This window comes from Nonomuraea turcica, from assembly GCF_030718205.1.
Classification (GTDB): domain Bacteria; phylum Actinomycetota; class Actinomycetes; order Streptosporangiales; family Streptosporangiaceae; genus Nonomuraea.
Genome location: NZ_JAUZQF010000033.1, coordinates 85811 through 102392 on the forward strand (window position 1 = coordinate 85811; position 16582 = coordinate 102392).

Genomic DNA, 16582 nt, shown 5'->3' on the forward strand with positions numbered 1-16582 from the left:
TTGAGGTCGTTGAGGTGGTATGGCGATCTCCACCGAGGTCCGCGAGCAGCTGGCGCGGAAATTCGAGGCGTTACTCCCACACCTGAACGAACGACAGCAGCGGCTGATGCTCGGAACCGAGGCCCGGCTCCTGGGACACGGCGGCATCCGAGCTGTCGCCCGGGCAGCCGGAGTCAGCGAAACCACCGTGCGCAAAGGCGTCTTCGAACTCGAAAGCGGACTGCGTCCCTCGCCGGATGATCGCGTCCGACGATCTGGAGGTGGACGCAAGCCGGTGGCTGAGCACGACCCAGGCCTGGTGCCTGCACTATTAGCCCTGGTAGAACCCGATGAGCGAGGAGATCCAGAGTCGCCGCTGAGGTGGACGACCAAGTCGCTGCGGCACTTGGCCGACGAACTGACGCGGCAGGGGCACACGGTCTCGGCACCGACGGTCGGCGCGTTGCTGCGCCGCAACGGCTTCAGCCTGCAAGGCACGCGCAAGACCTTGGAGGGCACGCAGCATCCGGATCGAGACGCCCAGTTCCGCTACATCAATGAGCAGGTCAAACATCACCAGACGGTTGGAGAGCCTGTTATCAGCGTCGACACCAAGAAGCGGGAACAGCTGGGCCTGCTGCCCAACGCCGGCCGCGAGTGGCGGCCGAAGGGCGACCCGGTCCAGGTCGTCGACCACAGCTTCTTCACCGGCCCGCAGGTGGAGCAGGCCATCCCGTACGGGATCTACGACCTCACCCGCAACACCGGCTGGGTGAACGTCGGCGTCGACCACGACACCTCCGTTTTCGCCGTGGAGTCCATCCGCCGCTGGTGGAAAGCATGCGGCAGCCGAGACTACCCGCACGCCGGCTGTCTGCTGATCACCGCGGACGCGGGCGGCTCCAACAGCTACCGTTACCGCGTCTGGAAGAGCGAACTGGCCGCACTGGCCGCCGAGACCGGGCTGGCCATCACGGTCTGCCACTTCCCTCCCGGCACCTCAAAATGGAACAAGATCGAGCACCGGCTGTTCTCCCACATCACCCTCAACTGGCGTGGCAGGCCGTTGACCAGCCATGAGGTGGTGGTCAACACCATCGCCGCCACCCGCACCAGCGGCGGGCTCCGGGTGGAGGCCGTCTTGGACCCCGGCGACTACCCGACCGGTGTCGCGATCAGCAAGGAACGCTTCGCCGCCCTGCCGCTGGAGCGGCACGCCACCCACGGCAGCTGGAACTACACGCTGCACCCCGCATCCACCGATGAGTCCAGCCCGGATCGACCCGTCGGCGAGAGCCAAGGACCCGCGCAACGGCGCCAGGCCATGCTCGCCCGGCTGGCCAACCCTCTCCTGACCGGCATGAGCCCGGCCCAGCTCAAGCAGCTGGCCGCCATTCTCGCTCCGGCCCAAGCCGCCCGCACCCAGGAACGACACAGCCGGCAACGCGGCGGCCGGGCCCGGCGAGCCACCGGCAAGCTACGCGTCAAACCCCTGTTCGACGACGCGGCCCGCCTCCTGCTCACCCTGCTCTACCAGCGGCAGGTCTGCTCCATGAAGGTGCTGGCGGACCTGCTGGAGGTCACTGATACCTGCATCGCCGACCTGGTGAAGGAAACCCGCAGAGTCTTGGAAGACCATGGCCACCACGCCGGAACCGCGCAGGTCCGCTTCACCAAACCCGCCGCTCTCCTCGACTTCCTAGACACCGACCAGCGCCCCGCACGAGCCGCGATCATCGACCGGCTGTCCCACCCGGTTCTGACCGGGCTCACCCGCGACGAACTTCGCCTGCTCACCCAACGCCTCGCCGCATCGCAAGTCGCTCAGGGCGAGCGCCTCGGCTACCAGCGGCGAGGCGGTCCCCGCCAATCCGGGACCAGATCCGGCGTCTTCCCCCAGAAGATCAGCAATAGCGAACGCGTCCTGCTGACCATCCTCTACCAGCGGAAACTCTGCACCATGGAGGTTCTGACCGATGCTCTGGGCGATGTCTGCAGATCCTCCATCGGCAACGTCATCCGCGAAACGCGGCCCCTGCTCCAGCAAACAGGCCACATTCCCACCGCCGCGCCCATCCGATACCGCACTGCGGACGATCTGCTTGCCGCAGTGCCAGACAACCACGACACGCCGACAACTTGATCTTTTACGGCTTCACTACCTGCGCAACCTTCTGACCTGCGTCAATAAGTCCGCACAGCCGTTCGTGGCCACCCTGGTCCGCACCATCTTCGACCAGCCCGACGCCGCCTCCGTGCGCACCCAGCACGCCTGGGTCGTGCAAACACTCCAGGCCAAACACCCAGCCGCCGCCGAGCATCTGGACGCCGCCCGCGAGGACCTGCTGGCCTTCGCCGCCTTCCCCCGCGAGATCTGGTCCCAGCTGTGGTCGAACAACCCGCAGGAGCGGCTGAACAAGGAGATCCGCCGCCGCACCGACGTGGTCGGCATCTTCCCCGACCGAGCGGCGATCATCCGCCTCGTCGGCGCGGTGCTCGCCGAGCAGACCGACGAATGGGTCGAAGCCCGCCGCTACATGGGCCTGGACGTCCTGGCCAAAGCCCGGATCCACGTGATCCCCGGCGACACACCCGCACAGAACCCACTCCCGCAGACACTTACCGCTTAACCTGCAGAAACAGGATCACGCGAAGATCGATTCATACACCACGTCCGTGGACGTGACCCAGGCGCGCGCCCACGCCTGTTAACGTCGCCCTGTGGCACGTCCCAAACGCACCCACACCACGACACCAGCCCACGGCGCCCGCCACCAGGTCACCGCCGGATGGCGCCGCGCACTCCTGGCCGCCGCGGTCATCATGCTGATCGCCGTCATCCTGACCATCGCCGGCATCGCCCTCTTGCTGCACATGGCCGGCCCCGACTGACCAGAAACAACACCGGCCGTTCGACCGCCAGCATCGACGATGCAACCCTGCTCGGGGATCCGCCCTCGCGCGTCAACGTTCGAGTTTGGCTGTTCTGCCGGGCCTTACCGCGAAGTAGACCCAAGCCAGCCTGACGGCCCAGCCCGCGATCGCCCACAGGTCGACCTCGTCGCCGGGATCGCCGACCAGGGCCGCCACCAGACCTCAGCGGCAGGAGACAGTTCTCTTCAGGAAAAGGCTCTTTCCTGAAGAGAATCGGCTGGCCGTGCGCGGAGCGAGCCCCAGCTTCGGCCTTCGCAGGAAAGATCATCTGGAGTGGGTGGCCTGATGCTCCTGCCAGCGATGCAGCAAGGTGGGGATCTCCTTGAGCATGAACTGGTAGAAGTCGCGCATCTGCGTCAGCCGTCGATGTGCGGGATCGCCGGCTGTGGTCGTGGCGATGCCGGTCTCGGCGGCGGCGAGCATGAGCTGGATGAGGGTGTTCTGGCTGGTGAACAGGGTGGCCCAGGCGTCGTCGCGGAGTCGGTAGTGCTCGCGGCGACTGCCGGGTGCGGGCAGGCGTTCGATCAGGCCGACGGATAGCAGGGACTTGACCGAGCCGGAGACCGAGCCGGCGCTGACGCCGAGCCGGTCGGCGATCTCGCCCATGGTGACCGTCTCGGCGTCGGTGAACAGGAACACCGCCAGCGTCCGGGCGGCCATGCGCTGCAAGCCGCCTTCGGTCAGGGTCAGGGCCAGCCGTTCGGCCGCCTGCCACTGCTCGTCTCTGTCGTTCACCCGCCACCTCCGATATCCGACAGGATAGCGAACCTCAGAAGGATTCAGAATTTTCTGAAGATTCGCTATATTGCTGACATCGGCTCCGTTCCGGAGATTCGATGGTGTGCCGGGAAGCCTGGTCGGCGACGTGAGTTCGCTCACGTGCCGACGAGGAGATGACCCGATGACCTTGCTGAGCCGCCTGTTCGGTGTACGTCCCGCCATCCGGCACCCGGTACGGATACGGCGCAACGTCGAGATCCCGGCCGCCGACGGCGTGCGACTGCTGGCCACCCACTACTACCCGGCCGATCTGGACCGGCCGCCGCTGGTGCTGCTGCGCAGCCCGTACGGCCGGGGTAACGCGCTCGATCAGCTGCCGAAGCTGCTGGCCGAGCGCGGCTACCAGGTGCTGTATCAGAGCCTGCGCGGCACGGCCGGCTCCGGCGGCCGCTTCGACGGCTTCACCATCGACCCCGCCGACGCCGACGGCACGCTGACCAGGCTGCGCGCCCAGCCCTGGTTCGGCGGCTCGCTGGCCACCTGGGGAGCCAGCTACCTCGGCCTCGTCCAGTGGGAGCTGGCCGCCCGGCACATCCCGGAGTGGAAGATCGCCCTGATCCAGGACGCGCCGTCGGCCTTCGCCGAGCACTTCATGTACCCGGGCGGCGCGTTCGCGCTGGGCAACGCGCTGGGCTGGGTCCAGCTCGTGGACACCATGTTCAGCGGGAACTTCTCCGTGCCCCGGCAGTTGCTGGCCACCTTCACCGCCGGCCGCAAGTTGCGCCACGCCACCCTCACCCTTCCGCTGGAGCAGGCCGATCGCACGCTCACCGGGCACCGGGTGAGCTGGTTTGAGGAGTGGATCAGCAACGGACCAGATCAGGCATACTGGGCGCGCATGGACCACCGCGCCAACACCGAGCGGATGCCGCCCCGGGTGCACCTGCAGGGCGGCTGGTACGACTTCTTCCTGGCCAGCATGCTGGCCGACCATGCACGCCTGCTAGCCGCCGGGCGCGAGGTCCGGCTGCTGGTCGGACCGTGGGGGCACGGCCGCGGCCTGTACACCCGCGACGGCATGAAGGACGCGCTGGCCGCCCTGGACGCGGCCATGAACGACGAGGCCGCCCCCGCGGGGGCGCGGATCTTCGTCACCGGCGCCAACCGGTGGCTGGACTTGCCCGGCTGGCCGCCCGCCCACCAACCCACCAACTGGTATCTGCACCCGGGCGAGCGGCTGAGCCTCGAAGAACCCGAACGTGAGGCGAGCCCCAGCCGCTACCGCTACGACCCCGGCGACCCGACCCCCACCGTGGGCGGGACAGCGGTGAGCACCTCCGCTGGCCCCAAAGACAACCGCGCCATCGAAGCCAGAGCCGACGTCCTCACCTTCACCACCACGCCCCTGGCCGAGGACATCGAGGTCATCGGCCCGGTACGGGTCCGCCTGCACGCCCGATCATCCCTCCCGGACGTCGACTACTTCGCCCGCCTGTGTGACGTGAGTCCCCGCGGCCGCTCGCTCAACCTGTGCGACGGCATCATCCGGCTGAACCAGCCCGGCGACCCACACACCGGCGGCATACGCGCGGTCGACATCGAGCTGTGGCCGCTGGCCCACCGCTTCGCCCGCGGCCACCGGATCCGGCTGCAGGTCTCCAGCGGCGCCCACCCCCGCTACGGCCGCAACCCGGGCACCGGCCAACCCTTGGCCACAGGGCGCGAGCTCCGCACGTCAGAGCACGAAATCTTCCACGACCCCTCCCACCCGTCAGCCCTCTGGCTCCCCTTGACTCTTGGAGCGTCATGAAACTGCTCGTTCTCGGCGGCACCCACCACGTGGGCCGCGCCCTCGTCGAGACCGCGCTGGAGCGCGGGGATGAGGTGAGCACGCTCAACCGCGGCCTCAGCCGCCCACCGGCCCCCGGCGTCCGGGCGCTCGTCGCCGACCGCACCGACACCGCGGCGCTCGCCGCCGCGCTCGCCGGTCAGGAGTGGGACGCCGTCGTCGACACCTGGGCCTGGGCGCCACGCGTCGTGCGCGACAGCGCCCGTCTGCTGGCCGGCCGCACCGGCCACTACGGCTACGTCTCCAGCCGCGGCGTGCACCGCTGGCCGTCGACGAGCGGGGCGCGGACGAGAGCGCCCCGCTCGTCGACGGCGACCCCGACAGCGACGACAGTACCGACTACGCCGCCGCCAAGCGCGGCGGCGAGCTGGCCGCCATCGAGGCCTACGGTGAGCGGGCGCTGCTGGCCAGGGCCGGGATGATCCTGGGACCGTATGAGGACGTCGGCCGCATCCCGTGGTGGCTGCGTCGCCTGGAGAAAGGCGGCCGGGTGCTGGCTTCCGGCCCGGCGGACGCGGTGGTGCAGTACATCGACGTCCGCGACATGGCGGCCTGGATGCTGCAGTGCGCCGAACGCGGCCTCGGCGGCGCCTACACGGTGACCGGCCGCCCGGGCGCGGTGACGATCGGGCAGTTGCTGGAGACGGCGCTGGAGGTGACCGGGTTCGACGCCGAGCTGGTGTGGGCGAGCGAGGAACTGCTGCGCCGGGAGGGCGTGTGGCTGGGCATGGAGTTCGGGTTGCGCTTCCCGCACGACCCGACGCCGACCGGCATGAACGACGCCGACGTCAGCGCCGCCTTCGCCGCCGGGCTGACCACCCGGCCGCTGCGCGACACGCTCGCCGACACCTGGGCCTGGCTGCAGGCCGAAGGCGACCCCGCCCCGCGCCCGGACGCCCCCTCACCCGACACCTGGCTCGACCCCGCCGCCGAACAGCGCGTCCTCGACCAGCTCTAACCCCCTCCACCAGCTCTTCAGCAAGGAACCCTTCATGCGCGCCATCATCATCGGAGCCGGCATCGCCGGCCTGGCCGCCGCCCTGCGGCTGTCCCAGATCGGCTGGGACAGCCTCATCATCGAACGCGCCCCCACGCGCCGTAGCGGCGGCTACGCCGTCACCTTCGGCGGCCTCGGCTACGACGCCGCCGAACGCATGGGCATCCTGCCCGACCTGCTGCAGCGGGCCTTCGTCACCGAGGAAATCGTCTACCACAAGCCCAACGGCCAGCGGCGTTTCTCCCTGGGCCGCGAGATCATCGCCGCGACCATGGGCCCCCGGACGATGAACATCCTGCGCGGCGACATCGAAACCGTCCTGTACGACACGGTCCGCGACAGCGCCGAGATCCGCTTCGCCACCACCATCACCGCCGTCGACCAGGACACCCGCGCCGTGCACGCCACCCTCAGCGACGGCACCGTGGAGCACGCGGACCTGCTGATCGGCGCCGACGGCCTGCACTCGGCCACCCGCGCCCTGGTCTTCGGGCCTGAGGAGGACTACCTGCTCGACCTGGGGCACAGGGTCGCCGTGTACATGCTCGACCGGCGCCCCGCCTCCATCGCGCCCGGCACCGCCGGCACCCTGTCCGCGGGCGGCCGCACGGTCGCGGTCATCAGCGCCGGAGACGACCGCAACGTCGCCTTCTTCGGCTACCGCACCGAGCGCGGCGCCCGCCACGACGACCGGGGCGACGACCGGGGCGACGACCCCGCCACGGTGCTACCCCAGGTGTACGGAGATCTCGGCTGGGTCATCCCCGAGGTCCTGGCAAGCATGGCGAGGACCGACTCGGTCTACTTCGACACCATCAGCCAGGTCGTCGCCCCCCCTGGAGCCGCGACCGCGTGGTCCTGCTCGGCGACGCCGCCTGGTGCGTCACCCTGTTCGCCGGCTACGGCTCCGCCCTGGCCATCGGCGGCGCCGACCGGCTCGGCACCGAACTGGAACGCCACCCCGGCGACATCGGCGCCGCCCTGGCCGCCTGGGAGACGGCACTACGGCCCGAGGTGGAGGCGAAGCAGAAACTCGGCCGCCGGGTCAAAGGCGTCTACGCCCCCGCCAACCCGCTGCTGCTGTGGCTGACCCAGCTCCCACTGCGCCTGGCCGCCCTGCCGCTGGTACGCCGGTACATGACCCGACGCTTCATCAAAGGCTGAGTGAACCCATCGGTGGCGGCCACCATCGTCAGGCGGCGTTGCCGTCGGCGGCGATGGCCGTGCGCCACAACGCGACGTGGGCTGCTCCCCCCTTTCATCTTGTAGCGCCATGTGGGCCGGTCAGTTTCGCTCGGCGGCGTAGCGTTCTCGCCACCTGTCGATGAGCGGGATCATCTCGTTCGTCATGTAGGTGTAGAAGTCGCGCATCTCGTGCAGGCGCCGGCTGGTGACGCTGTCCTCGCCTGCCGCGTTGATGCCTTCCTGAGCGGCTTCGCCCATGGTGGCGAGCATCGCGTTCTGCTGTGACATCAGGGTGGCCCAGGCGCCCCGGCGGAAGCGGTAGTGGTCGCGGCGGCTGCCCGGCGCCGGGACGCGTTCGATCAGGCCGATGGGGAGGAGCTGCTTGACCGCGGTGGAGACCGCGCCCGAGCTGATCGACAGCTCCTGGCACAGGTCGGCGGCGGTCATCGTGTCCTGCTCGGTGTAGAGCAGCGCGGTCATCACCCGGGCGGTCGTCTTCTGCATGCCGCCCTGCGACAGGGTGAGGGCGAGCTTCTCCGCGGCGTCGCGCAGCCGTTGCCTGCTGTCCATATCGACGATGATACCCAACACTCTGAATGTTTACAGATCTCTGAAAGTTCTATACGGTCAGAGCTGAGAAAGCATTCACCTCGTGAACGGAGACAGACATGAGCGCCAAGCAGGGCGTGGCCCAGACCTTCGGCATGACCGACCAGGCGTGGAAACGCCACGCCAACCCGTGGAGCGTGTGGACCCGCTTCGCCGCCATCCCCGCAATGGAGACGGCCGTCTGGAGCCGCGCCTGGCTCGGCTGGTGGTGCCTGATCGGCGTCGCGGCCGTCATCGCCTGGCTGTGGCTGAACGTCCACATCTTCGGCCCGGTCGAGCCCGTCAGCTGGGCCGCCAAGGGCATCTACGGCGAACAGCTCCACGTCACCGGCCACGCACCGCGAGCCCATCAGCGGGTGCTGCGCTGGCTGATCGCCGCCGGGCTGGCCGGGTTCGGCTTCATCGCCTGGGGGCTGGCCGCGCTCAGCATCTGGCCGCTCATCTTCGGCACCACGCTGCTCGTGCTGGCCCAGCTGTGGCGGATCGACCGCTACGGGCTGCTGTTCGAACAGCACCAGAGCGACGCCGCCAGCAGAACCGACCGGCAGGACTGAATGTGGGACGGCCGACGGCCTCACCAGCCGTGCCGTCCTTAGGGAGAAGCAGAGAAGGCACATGCACACCCCCGGTACCTCACACCCTCGCCGTTGGTGGATCCTCGGCGCGCTCTGCCTGAGCGTGCTGGTCCTGGTGATCGACAACACGGTCCTCAACCTGGCCATCCCCGCGCTGATGCGCGAGCTGGACGCCGGCACGGCCGACATTCAATGGATCATCAGCGCGTACACGCTCGCCTACGCAGGCCTGCTGCTGACCGCAGGCGGATTGTCCGACCGGTTCGGCCGCAAACGCCTGCTGATCATCGGGCTGGTGGTGTTCGGCGTCGCGTCGATCGCCGCCGCCCTCGCCACCGGCCCCGCACAGCTGATCGCCGGGCGCGCGCTGATGGGCGTCGGCGGATCGCTGGTCATGCCGAGCACCATGTCCATCCTGATCACCGTGTTCGACGAAGGCGAGCGGCGCACGGCGATCGCCGCCTGGAGCGCGGTCTCCCTGGCCGGGATCCTGGCCGGACCGTCGCTGGGCGGCCTGCTCCTCGATCACTTCTGGTGGGGCTCGGTCTTCCTGATCAACGTGCCCGTCGCCGCCATCGCGATCATCGCCGCCGCGGCGATGATGCCCGAGTCGACCGGCCCCGCCGTCCGGCCCGATGTGCTCGGCGCGCTGTTGTGCACCCTCGGCATGATCGCCGTGGTCTGGTCGATCATCGCGGCCCCGCAGCGTGGCTGGGGATCGGTCGGAACCGGCGGTGCACTCGCCGCCGGGATCACGCTCCTCGTGGCGTTCGTGATCTGGGAGCTGCGCAGCCCGCATCCGATGCTGCCGCTGCGGGTCTTCGGCGATCGCAACTTCTGCGGCGGGACCTTCTCGGTGATGCTGCTGGCCTTCGCCGCAGCTGGGATGATACTGGCGCTGACCCAGTATGTTCAGCTCGTCCTCGGCTACGGCGTCTTGCAGGCAGGGATGGCGCTGCTGCCGTTCGCCGGCTCCTCAGCGCTCTTCAACATCGTGGGCGCGACGCTGGCCAAGAAGGTCAGCACCCGGGCCATGGTGAGCGTCGGCATGCTGATCACCGCCGGAGGGTTCCTGGTGCTGTGGTCCATCACCCCCGGCGACGGATACCCGGTGCTGGCCACAGCCCTGGCGGCCATGGGGATGGGCGCCGGGCTGGCCGCACCGGCCGCGGTCACCGCGCTCATGGCGGCCATCCCGCCCGCGCACGCCGGAGCAGGATCGGCGATGAACAGCACTCTGTCCCAGGCGGGCAGCGCCCTCGGCATCGCCACCCTGGGCAGCGTCCTGGCCACCGCCTACACCGCCGCCATGCCGCCCGGCCTGCCCGCCACGGCCAGGCAGTCGCTCGCCGGCGCCATGGCCCTCGGCGACGGGAACATCGCCACCGTCGCTCGCGCGGCCTTCGTCGAGGCGATGTCCTTCGGCATGGTGACCGGTGCCACGCTGGCCACCGTCGCCGCCGTGCTGGCGTTCATCCTGCTGCGCACTCGATCACGTCCGGCAGACCCAGCCGCCACCCCCGTGGCGGCTGAGCTCACCCGATAGAAGGATGCAAGCCCAGCAGGCCCCGATCACCCTGCCGCAATCCTGCCGCAATCCTGCCGCGGTGAGGGATGAGGTGACCAGGGTCCGGCATCCGGCCGGCCCGGCTCAGAGGCGCGTGGTCGGCGACGGCAGGTGTGGTGGCTGCCATCGCCAGGTGGCGTTGCCGTCGGCGGTGATGCCCTTGCGCCACAGCGGTGCGGGCATCAGCCGGATCATGCTGACCAGTGCCCGGTGTGCGGCCGCCGACGTGGTGCGGCGGCCGTCGGCGCGGGCGCCCCGGGCGGTGGCCTGGGTGCGCGGGCGGCGCTCGGTGTCGTAGCGGCGTAGCGCGGCCTCGACCGTGGACTCACCGGCGGGCTCGTCGGCGGGCTCGTCGGCGAGGGCGGCGGCAAGTACAACCGCGTCCTCGATCGACTGCCCGGCGCCCTGGCCGCGATCCGGGCTCATCGCGTGCGCGGCGTCGCCGAGCAGCGCCACCCGGCCGCGGACGTAGGTGGGCAGCGGGTCCAGGTCGCAGATGTCGATATGGATCACCGCCTGGGCCGGGGTGGCCGCGATCAGCGCCGGGATGGGCTCGTGCCAGCCGGTGAGGCGGCGGGCCGCCTCACTCTTCTCGTCCTCGTTGCGGACGCCGGGCTGGTCGGAGGTGGTGACGTAGGCCCAGTAGGCCCGGCCGCGGCTGATCGGGTGGATCAGGAAGTAGCCGCCGACTCCCATGGTGATGCTGCCGGACAGCCCGTCGGCGTCCGCAAAGGCGCCGGTGCCGGCCTCGGTGTCGGCCTCGGTGTCGGCGATGCCGAGCCAGGCGGTGCGGCCCAGGAAACGCGGCGGCGGCGCGTCCGGCCACAGCAGCCGCCGCACCGTGCTGCGGATGCCGTCCGCGCCGATCACCAGGTCGGCGCTGGCCTCGCCGCCGCTCCACGTCACCGTCACCGCGCCGGAGTCGTGCTGGATGCCGGTGACCTCCGCGCCGGCGCGCACCCATCCGGCGGGCACCGCCTCCAGCAGCACCCGATGCAGGTCCGCACGGTGAAAGGCGAGCAGGGGCGTCGGGTCGCCGGGGCGGGCCCGTTGCAGGTAGCGACCGTCCGGCAGACGCAGGTTGCCGGCGGAGTAGGTGGGCACCCCGGCTGCGCCCGCCTGTTCACCCACGCCGAGCTCGGCCAGCGCGCGCATGGCGTTCGGGGCCTGGGACATGCCGGCGCCGATCTCGCGCAACTCGGCCGCTCGCTCCAGCACGACGGCCTGCCAGCCGATCCGGTGCAGGGCCACGGCGGTGGCCAGTCCGCCGATGCCGCCGCCGACCACGATCGCCGTTCCGGTCATGGTGTCTCCTCATCGTCAAGATCGCCTGCGGGCTCGTCGCCGGCATGGTCGCTGGCGGGGTCGGGGTGCAGGGGCGGCGCGCCCTTGAACACGCCTGCCATCCATTCGAAGGTGGCGTGCGCCTGGCGGATGCGCGCGGCTCTCTCGTCGTCCGGGCCGACCAGGTCCAGGCCGTCGCGGGTGATGTCAAGGAAGGAGGTGATGCCGGCGATCTGCTGGCGGGCCACCACCGCCCAGGCGTCGGTGGCCATCCGGTAGTAGACGGTCCGCTCGCCCGGGCGGGTGCGCCAGGTCAGAAACCCCATGCCGGTCAGCAGCCGCAGGTTGGAGGTCAGCGAGGCGCGGCTGGCGCCGATCGCCGCGCTGATCTGCCCCGCCGACTGCTCCGGCGGGTCACAGGCCATCAGCCAGCCCAGCACCCGCCCGGCGATCGGCGGCACCCCGTCGCGGGCCAGATACATGGCCACCCGCTCCACCCACTCCAGCAACGGTTCCTGCTCGGTCACGCCGGACCTCCTCCTCTTGCAGTTGTTTCAGTATGCGCTAAAGTCGCTGTATCAGGATATGCCCCGGCCGGGGCGTGCTGTGGGAGAGCCGGGAAGTCTGGTCGGCCCGCGACGATCTGTCGCGGAGAAACAGGAGGACTTTCCCCGATGTCATCTCGCACCCTGTCGGTGCTGCTGTACGGCGGCATCGCCGCCGGCGTCCTGGTGCCGGCGCTGCTGTGGGCCGACGGCGCCACCCGGCCCGGCTACAGCCTGTGGCATCACGGCGCCAGCCAGCTCGGCACCGGCGAGCGCGCCTGGCTGCAGACGATCAACTTCGTGCTCGGCGGGCTGCTGCTGGCCGCCTTCGCCGCCGGAGTCCGCCGCGCCCTGCGATCCGGGCGCGGCGCGACCTGGGGGCCGATCCTGCTCGCGGCCACGGCGGCGGGCCTGGTCGCGGCCGGGCTGGTGCCCACCGATCCCGCACTCGGTTACCCGCCCGGCCAACCGGAGATCGTCACCGCCGACGGCCGGATTCACCAAGTGGCCGGTCTCATGCTGTTCGCCGGGCTCAGCGCCGCCGCCTTCGTCCTGGCCAGACGACTGCAGGAGACCAGCCGTGCCTGGGCGGTCTACTCCCGCCTGTCCGGGACCGGTGTCATCGTCTTCGCCTTCGCCGCCGGCATCGCCTACCGCCTGGACACCTTGGGCATCTGGCGACCGGCCCCTGCCGGCCTACTGGAACACCTGTCCCTGCTCACCGGCTTTGCCTGGATCATCGCGATAGGCGTACACCTGCTGCGCCGCCAGTCCACCGAGCACTGATCGGCGGCGAGTCACGCGCGGCTGCTTCAGCCCAGCAGCATCTCGGCGACGATGACGTACAGAGCCCAGGCCGACAGCGCCACCATGACGATGATCTCCCGCCAGCCGAGGACAGGAGCGGCCTGGATGGCGTACGACATCGTCATGTTGGGCGCAGGCTCAGGTGGCTGCCTGTCGTCGGGCAGCGGCCGGTTGAAGCGGTGGAAGAAGATTTGGATGAGGTTCATGCCGACGAGCAGTCCGGCCACGAAGCTCGGCGCGTTCATCCCGGAGACGAACTGCAGGACGACGATGGCCACGACGCACAGGAGTGTGACGGTGTCGTAGACGCCGATGACGCGCTGGTCGCGGGCGTAGTAGGAGGAGATCCGCTTGATCCTGGTGCTGTAGGGGACCACAAGCCACAGGCCGAACTTGACCAGGCCCTGCAGGTAGAACAGCGCCATCAGGACTGCCAGGACGATCGTCACCGCTCGTCTCCCTTCGGGGTGAACCATGGACGTAGTACGGCGGGGTCGGCCAGCACGATCGACCCATCGTCAATACCGAGAATCCGCTCCAAGGCGCAGGTGTAGGCCCTCCGCTCCCGAACATGTCCCCAGCCGCCAGGTAGCAGATCGAGAGATCACGATTGCAGTTCGTGATCATTTCGGAGCGGTGAATGCTGCTGGCTGCGTGGCGCTTCTGCTTGATCGTGTTCGCGTCGGAGACAGTCGGACAGAGGGCGGATGCGGATGCGTCGGGAGTGGGAGCCGGAAGAGCTGATCGCGGCGTGGACGCTGCTGGACGACGACTGGGAGCTGGTGGGAAACAAGACGGGGGCGACCCGTCTGGGGTTCGGCCTGATGCTGAAGTTCTTCGAGCAGGAGGGCCGGTTCCCGCGACACGTTGGTGAGCTGCCCAAAGCCGCGGTGGACTACGTGGCCGGCCAGGTGAAGGTCGAGCCGGCGTTGCTGGCGGACTACGACTGGTCGGGCCGGTCGATCGAGCGACACCGGGCCCAGGTGCGGGAAGCGCTGGGGTTTCGGGAGTCGACCCGGGCGGATGAGGACGTGCTGGCTGAGTGGCTGGCGGACAAGATCTGCCCGATGGTGTTCACGGACGAGGGGCTGCGGGCGGCGCTTCTGTCCCGCTGCCGGACGTTGAAGATCGAGCCACCGGGCCGGGTGGAGCGGATCGCAGGAGCGGGCCGGGCGCGGTTCGAGCGGGAGTTTTGCCTGCACGTGCTGAACGGGTTGTCGGCGGACTCGGCGCGGGCGCTGTGGGAGCTGGCCACGGGTGAGGACGGGTTCCTGCTGGAGCTGAAGTCCGACCCTGGGCGGCTGGGGCTGGAGACGCTGCTGGAGGAGATTGTCAAGCTGCGGCGGGCCAAGGCGCTGGGGCTGTCGGCGGATCTGTTCGGAGGTTATTCGGATCGGCTGGTGGCCTCCTGGCGGGCGCGGGCGATGGCCTCGCATCCGTCGGATTTCGCGGCCAACCAGCCGCCGGTCCGGTTGACGTTGGTGGCCGCGTTGGCGTGGTCGCGGACGACGGAGATCACGGACGCGCTGGTCGATCTGTTCATCGGCCTGGTGTCGAAGATCAACACACGGGCGGAGCGGAAGGTCGAGAAGGCGATCGAGGCTGAGGCCAAGAAGGTGCACCGCAAGACCGAGAAGCTGTTCTCGATCGCCGAGGCCTCGCTGCGGGCTCCGGAGGGCACGGTCCGGCAGGTTGTCTTCCCCGCAGTGCCGGGTGGCGAGGCGACGCTAAAGGCGCTGGTGGCCGAGGCCAAGGCGGACGCCAGCGCTTACAAGGCCCGCGTGCGGACGGTGCTGACCAGCTCCTACACCTCCTACTACCGGCGGATGCTGCCCAAGCTGCTGGCCGCGATCGAGTTCAAGTGCAACAACACCGCCTACCGGCCGGTTATGGACGCCCTGGACCTGCTGCAGCGTTATGCCGACATCCCGAACACCACCCGCCACTACGAAGCGTCCGAGAACGTCCCCATCCAAGGGGTGGTACCGGACGGCTGGCTGGAAGCGGTCGTCGACGACAACGGGGTCATCGAGCGGGCCTCCTACGAGCTGTGCGTGATCGTGTCGCTGAAGGACGCACTGCGCCGCCGCGAGATCTACGTCGCCGGCGCCCGCCGCTGGCGCAACCCCGAGGAAGACCTGCCGACCGACTTCGAGGACAACCGCGACGTCCACTACGAGAACCTGCGCCAACCGTTGGATGCCAGCGTGTTCATCGCCACGCTGAAAGAGGCGATGCGCGCCTCGATGGCGGCCTGCGGCCAGGCGATCAGCAGGAACAAGTCCGGCGGCACGAAGGTGAAGACGCACCGCGGCGAGCCGCGCTGGCACATCCCCGACCTGGGCAAGCTGAAGGTTCCGGAGAACCTGCGGGCGCTGCACACCGAGGTCGCCGCCCGCTGGGGGATCATCGACCTGCTGGACTTCTTGAAGGAGTCGGACTTCGTCACCGACTTCACCGGCGCGTTCACCACGGTCGCGACCAGGGAGGCGACCCCGCGGGAAGTGATCCGCAAACGCCTGCTGCTGGTGCTGTACGCGCTGGGCACGAATGTGGGGATCAAGCGGGTCGCCGACGGCGGCCGCCATGGCGAGACCGAGGCGGCCCTGCGGGCGACCCGGCATCTGTTCGTCAACCGCGACAACCTGCGAGCGGCGATCGCGACCCTGGTCAACGCCACCTTGAGGATGCGGGATCCGCTGTGGTGGGGCAACGGCACCGCGTGCGCGTCGGACTCGAAGAAGTTCGGGTCGTGGTCGTCGAACCTGATGACTGAGTACCACGCCCGGTACGGCGGCCCCGGCGTCATGATCTATTGGCACGTGGACCGCAAGTCGGTGTGCGTCTACTCCCAGCTTCGCTCCTGCAACGCCTCCGAGGTCGCCGCGATGATGGAGGGCGTGCTGCGGCACTGCACCGACGCCACCATCGATCGCCAGTACACAGATAGTCATGGCCAGTCGCTGGTCGGGTTCGCGTTCTCCTACTTGCTGGGGTTCAAGCTGCTGCCGCGGATGAAGAACATCGCCCGGCAGAAGCTGGTGAAGGCCGACGCCGATGACCAGGTCCCGTCCTGCCTGACCGGCATGGTGGCCGACAAGCCGATCGACTGGGAGATCATCGCTCAGCAGTACGACCAGCTGGTGAAGTACGCCACCGCCTTGCGGCTGGGCACGGCCGAGGCCGAGCAGGTGCTGCGCCGCTTCACCCGCGGCGGCCCCAAGCACCCCACCTACAAGGCCATCGAGGAACTCGGCAAGGCGGTCAAGAGCGTGTTCGTATTAGTTACGTGGAATCTGACGGTAGGAATGATCATTCTCCTATCGGACCACGGACTGAGGAGATCCATTGGGCAGCACGGTGGTGCTGGAGGAGAAGTGGCCGGTGCTCGACCGGCACGAGCAGGCGGCCGAGTGGCTGCGGATATGGACGGACTTGGGGCGAGCGCCCCGAACGATCGACGCTTACGCCTGCGGCCTGGCCGAGTATCTGACGATGTGCGACCGCGAGGGCATCGACCCGGTCACGGCG

The 16582-nt window shown here is 69.4% G+C and carries 16 protein-coding genes and 1 pseudogene; 11 read left to right on the forward strand and 6 right to left on the reverse strand.

What is annotated here, in order from left to right; genetic code table 11:
- The first annotated feature begins 19 nt into the window (after positions 1-19).
- The 3 genes and pseudogenes from Q9G87_RS52005 (at position 20) to Q9G87_RS52015 (ending at position 2871) form a co-directional block, all read left to right on the forward strand.
- The gene (locus Q9G87_RS52005) at positions 20-2122 is read left to right on the forward strand and encodes an ISAzo13 family transposase (protein WP_305924122.1); all 2103 of its coding nucleotides are present in this window, start codon (positions 20-22) and stop codon (positions 2120-2122) included.
- A gap of 7 nt (positions 2123-2129) precedes the next feature.
- Positions 2130-2609: pseudogene (locus Q9G87_RS52010) on the forward strand (transposase); the annotation flags it as partial.
- A 91-nt stretch (positions 2610-2700) separates the two neighbouring features.
- Complete coding sequence (locus Q9G87_RS52015; RefSeq protein WP_305924123.1) at positions 2701-2871, forward strand: hypothetical protein; 171 nt, start codon at positions 2701-2703, stop codon at positions 2869-2871.
- A 72-nt stretch (positions 2872-2943) separates the two neighbouring features.
- Here the strand turns inward: Q9G87_RS52015 and Q9G87_RS52020 are convergent, their stop codons facing one another.
- Positions 2944-3069: a hypothetical protein gene (locus tag Q9G87_RS52020; RefSeq protein ID WP_305924124.1), complete on the reverse strand. Its 126-nt coding sequence runs from the start codon at positions 3067-3069 to the stop codon at positions 2944-2946.
- 108 nt (positions 3070-3177) lie between these two features.
- Positions 3178-3648, reverse strand: a complete 471-nt coding sequence (locus tag Q9G87_RS52025; RefSeq protein ID WP_305924125.1) for a GbsR/MarR family transcriptional regulator — start codon at positions 3646-3648, stop codon at positions 3178-3180.
- Between the two features lie 166 nt (positions 3649-3814).
- On the opposite strand from Q9G87_RS52025, the gene Q9G87_RS52030 reads away from it, so the two are divergent.
- Genes Q9G87_RS52030 through Q9G87_RS52040 form a run of 4 tightly spaced genes read left to right on the forward strand, consistent with a single transcriptional unit; the run spans position 3815 to position 7569 of the window.
- Positions 3815-5443 carry a CocE/NonD family hydrolase gene (locus tag Q9G87_RS52030; protein ID WP_305924126.1) on the forward strand — a complete coding sequence of 543 codons (1629 nt, stop codon included), beginning with the start codon at positions 3815-3817 and terminating at the stop codon, positions 5441-5443.
- Positions 5440-5904 carry an NAD(P)H-binding protein gene (locus Q9G87_RS61095; RefSeq protein WP_371825967.1) on the forward strand — a complete coding sequence of 155 codons (465 nt, stop codon included), beginning with the start codon at positions 5440-5442 and terminating at the stop codon, positions 5902-5904. Before Q9G87_RS52030 ends, Q9G87_RS61095 begins: the two co-directional genes overlap by 4 nt.
- A complete protein-coding gene (locus tag Q9G87_RS61100; RefSeq protein ID WP_371825968.1) occupies positions 5859-6440 on the forward strand; it encodes a Rossmann-fold NAD(P)-binding domain-containing protein in 582 nt (193 codons plus the stop codon). The genes Q9G87_RS61095 and Q9G87_RS61100 overlap by 46 nt, the downstream gene beginning before the upstream one ends.
- Before the next feature lie 34 nt (positions 6441-6474).
- Positions 6475-7569: an FAD-dependent monooxygenase gene (locus tag Q9G87_RS52040; RefSeq protein ID WP_305924127.1), complete on the forward strand. Its 1095-nt coding sequence runs from the start codon at positions 6475-6477 to the stop codon at positions 7567-7569.
- Between the two features lie 194 nt (positions 7570-7763).
- On the opposite strand, the gene Q9G87_RS52045 is transcribed toward Q9G87_RS52040, so the two are convergent.
- Complete coding sequence (locus Q9G87_RS52045) at positions 7764-8234, reverse strand: GbsR/MarR family transcriptional regulator (RefSeq protein WP_305924128.1); 471 nt, start codon at positions 8232-8234, stop codon at positions 7764-7766.
- 98 nt (positions 8235-8332) lie between these two features.
- Between Q9G87_RS52045 and Q9G87_RS52050 the strand changes: the two genes are divergently transcribed.
- Both Q9G87_RS52050 and Q9G87_RS52055 read left to right on the forward strand, forming a co-directional pair.
- Complete coding sequence (locus tag Q9G87_RS52050) at positions 8333-8827, forward strand: DUF6653 family protein (protein WP_305924129.1); 495 nt, start codon at positions 8333-8335, stop codon at positions 8825-8827.
- A gap of 61 nt (positions 8828-8888) precedes the next feature.
- On the forward strand, positions 8889-10394 hold the full coding sequence (locus Q9G87_RS52055; protein WP_305924130.1) for an MFS transporter: 1506 nt from the start codon (positions 8889-8891) through the stop codon (positions 10392-10394).
- A gap of 105 nt (positions 10395-10499) precedes the next feature.
- Here Q9G87_RS52055 and Q9G87_RS52060 read toward each other — a convergent pair whose 3' ends face one another.
- Positions 10500-11720, reverse strand: a complete 1221-nt coding sequence (locus Q9G87_RS52060) for an FAD-dependent monooxygenase (protein ID WP_305924131.1) — start codon at positions 11718-11720, stop codon at positions 10500-10502.
- Complete coding sequence (locus Q9G87_RS52065) at positions 11717-12226, reverse strand: GbsR/MarR family transcriptional regulator (protein ID WP_305924132.1); 510 nt, start codon at positions 12224-12226, stop codon at positions 11717-11719. Before Q9G87_RS52065 ends, Q9G87_RS52060 begins: the two co-directional genes overlap by 4 nt.
- A gap of 147 nt (positions 12227-12373) precedes the next feature.
- Here Q9G87_RS52065 and Q9G87_RS52070 point away from each other — a divergent pair, with 147 nt between their 5' ends.
- On the forward strand, positions 12374-13030 hold the full coding sequence (locus Q9G87_RS52070) for a DUF998 domain-containing protein (RefSeq protein WP_305924133.1): 657 nt from the start codon (positions 12374-12376) through the stop codon (positions 13028-13030).
- Between the two features lie 26 nt (positions 13031-13056).
- On the opposite strand, the gene Q9G87_RS52075 is transcribed toward Q9G87_RS52070, so the two are convergent.
- Positions 13057-13500: a hypothetical protein gene (locus Q9G87_RS52075; protein WP_305924134.1), complete on the reverse strand. Its 444-nt coding sequence runs from the start codon at positions 13498-13500 to the stop codon at positions 13057-13059.
- Positions 13501-13758: 258 nt separating this feature from the next.
- Between Q9G87_RS52075 and Q9G87_RS52080 the strand changes: the two genes are divergently transcribed.
- A partial coding sequence (locus Q9G87_RS52080; RefSeq protein WP_305924135.1) for a Tn3 family transposase occupies positions 13759-16582 on the forward strand: 2824 nt, incomplete at its 3' end.

Excerpts from the sequence above, each read along its gene's own strand:
- Q9G87_RS52005 (WP_305924122.1), top strand. The coding sequence starts at position 20 with ATGGCGATCTCCACCGAGGTCCGCGAGCAGCTGGCGCGGAAATTCGAG.
- Q9G87_RS52030 (WP_305924126.1), top strand. The coding sequence starts at position 3,815 with ATGACCTTGCTGAGCCGCCTGTTCGGTGTACGTCCCGCCATCCGGCAC.
- Q9G87_RS61095 (WP_371825967.1), top strand. The coding sequence starts at position 5,440 with ATGAAACTGCTCGTTCTCGGCGGCACCCACCACGTGGGCCGCGCCCTC.
- Q9G87_RS52040 (WP_305924127.1), top strand. The coding sequence starts at position 6,475 with ATGCGCGCCATCATCATCGGAGCCGGCATCGCCGGCCTGGCCGCCGCC.
- Q9G87_RS52045 (WP_305924128.1), bottom strand. The coding sequence starts at position 8,234 with ATGGACAGCAGGCAACGGCTGCGCGACGCCGCGGAGAAGCTCGCCCTC.
- Q9G87_RS52050 (WP_305924129.1), top strand. The coding sequence starts at position 8,333 with ATGAGCGCCAAGCAGGGCGTGGCCCAGACCTTCGGCATGACCGACCAG.
- Q9G87_RS52055 (WP_305924130.1), top strand. The coding sequence starts at position 8,889 with ATGCACACCCCCGGTACCTCACACCCTCGCCGTTGGTGGATCCTCGGC.
- Q9G87_RS52060 (WP_305924131.1), bottom strand. The coding sequence starts at position 11,720 with ATGACCGGAACGGCGATCGTGGTCGGCGGCGGCATCGGCGGACTGGCC.
- Q9G87_RS52070 (WP_305924133.1), top strand. The coding sequence starts at position 12,374 with ATGTCATCTCGCACCCTGTCGGTGCTGCTGTACGGCGGCATCGCCGCC.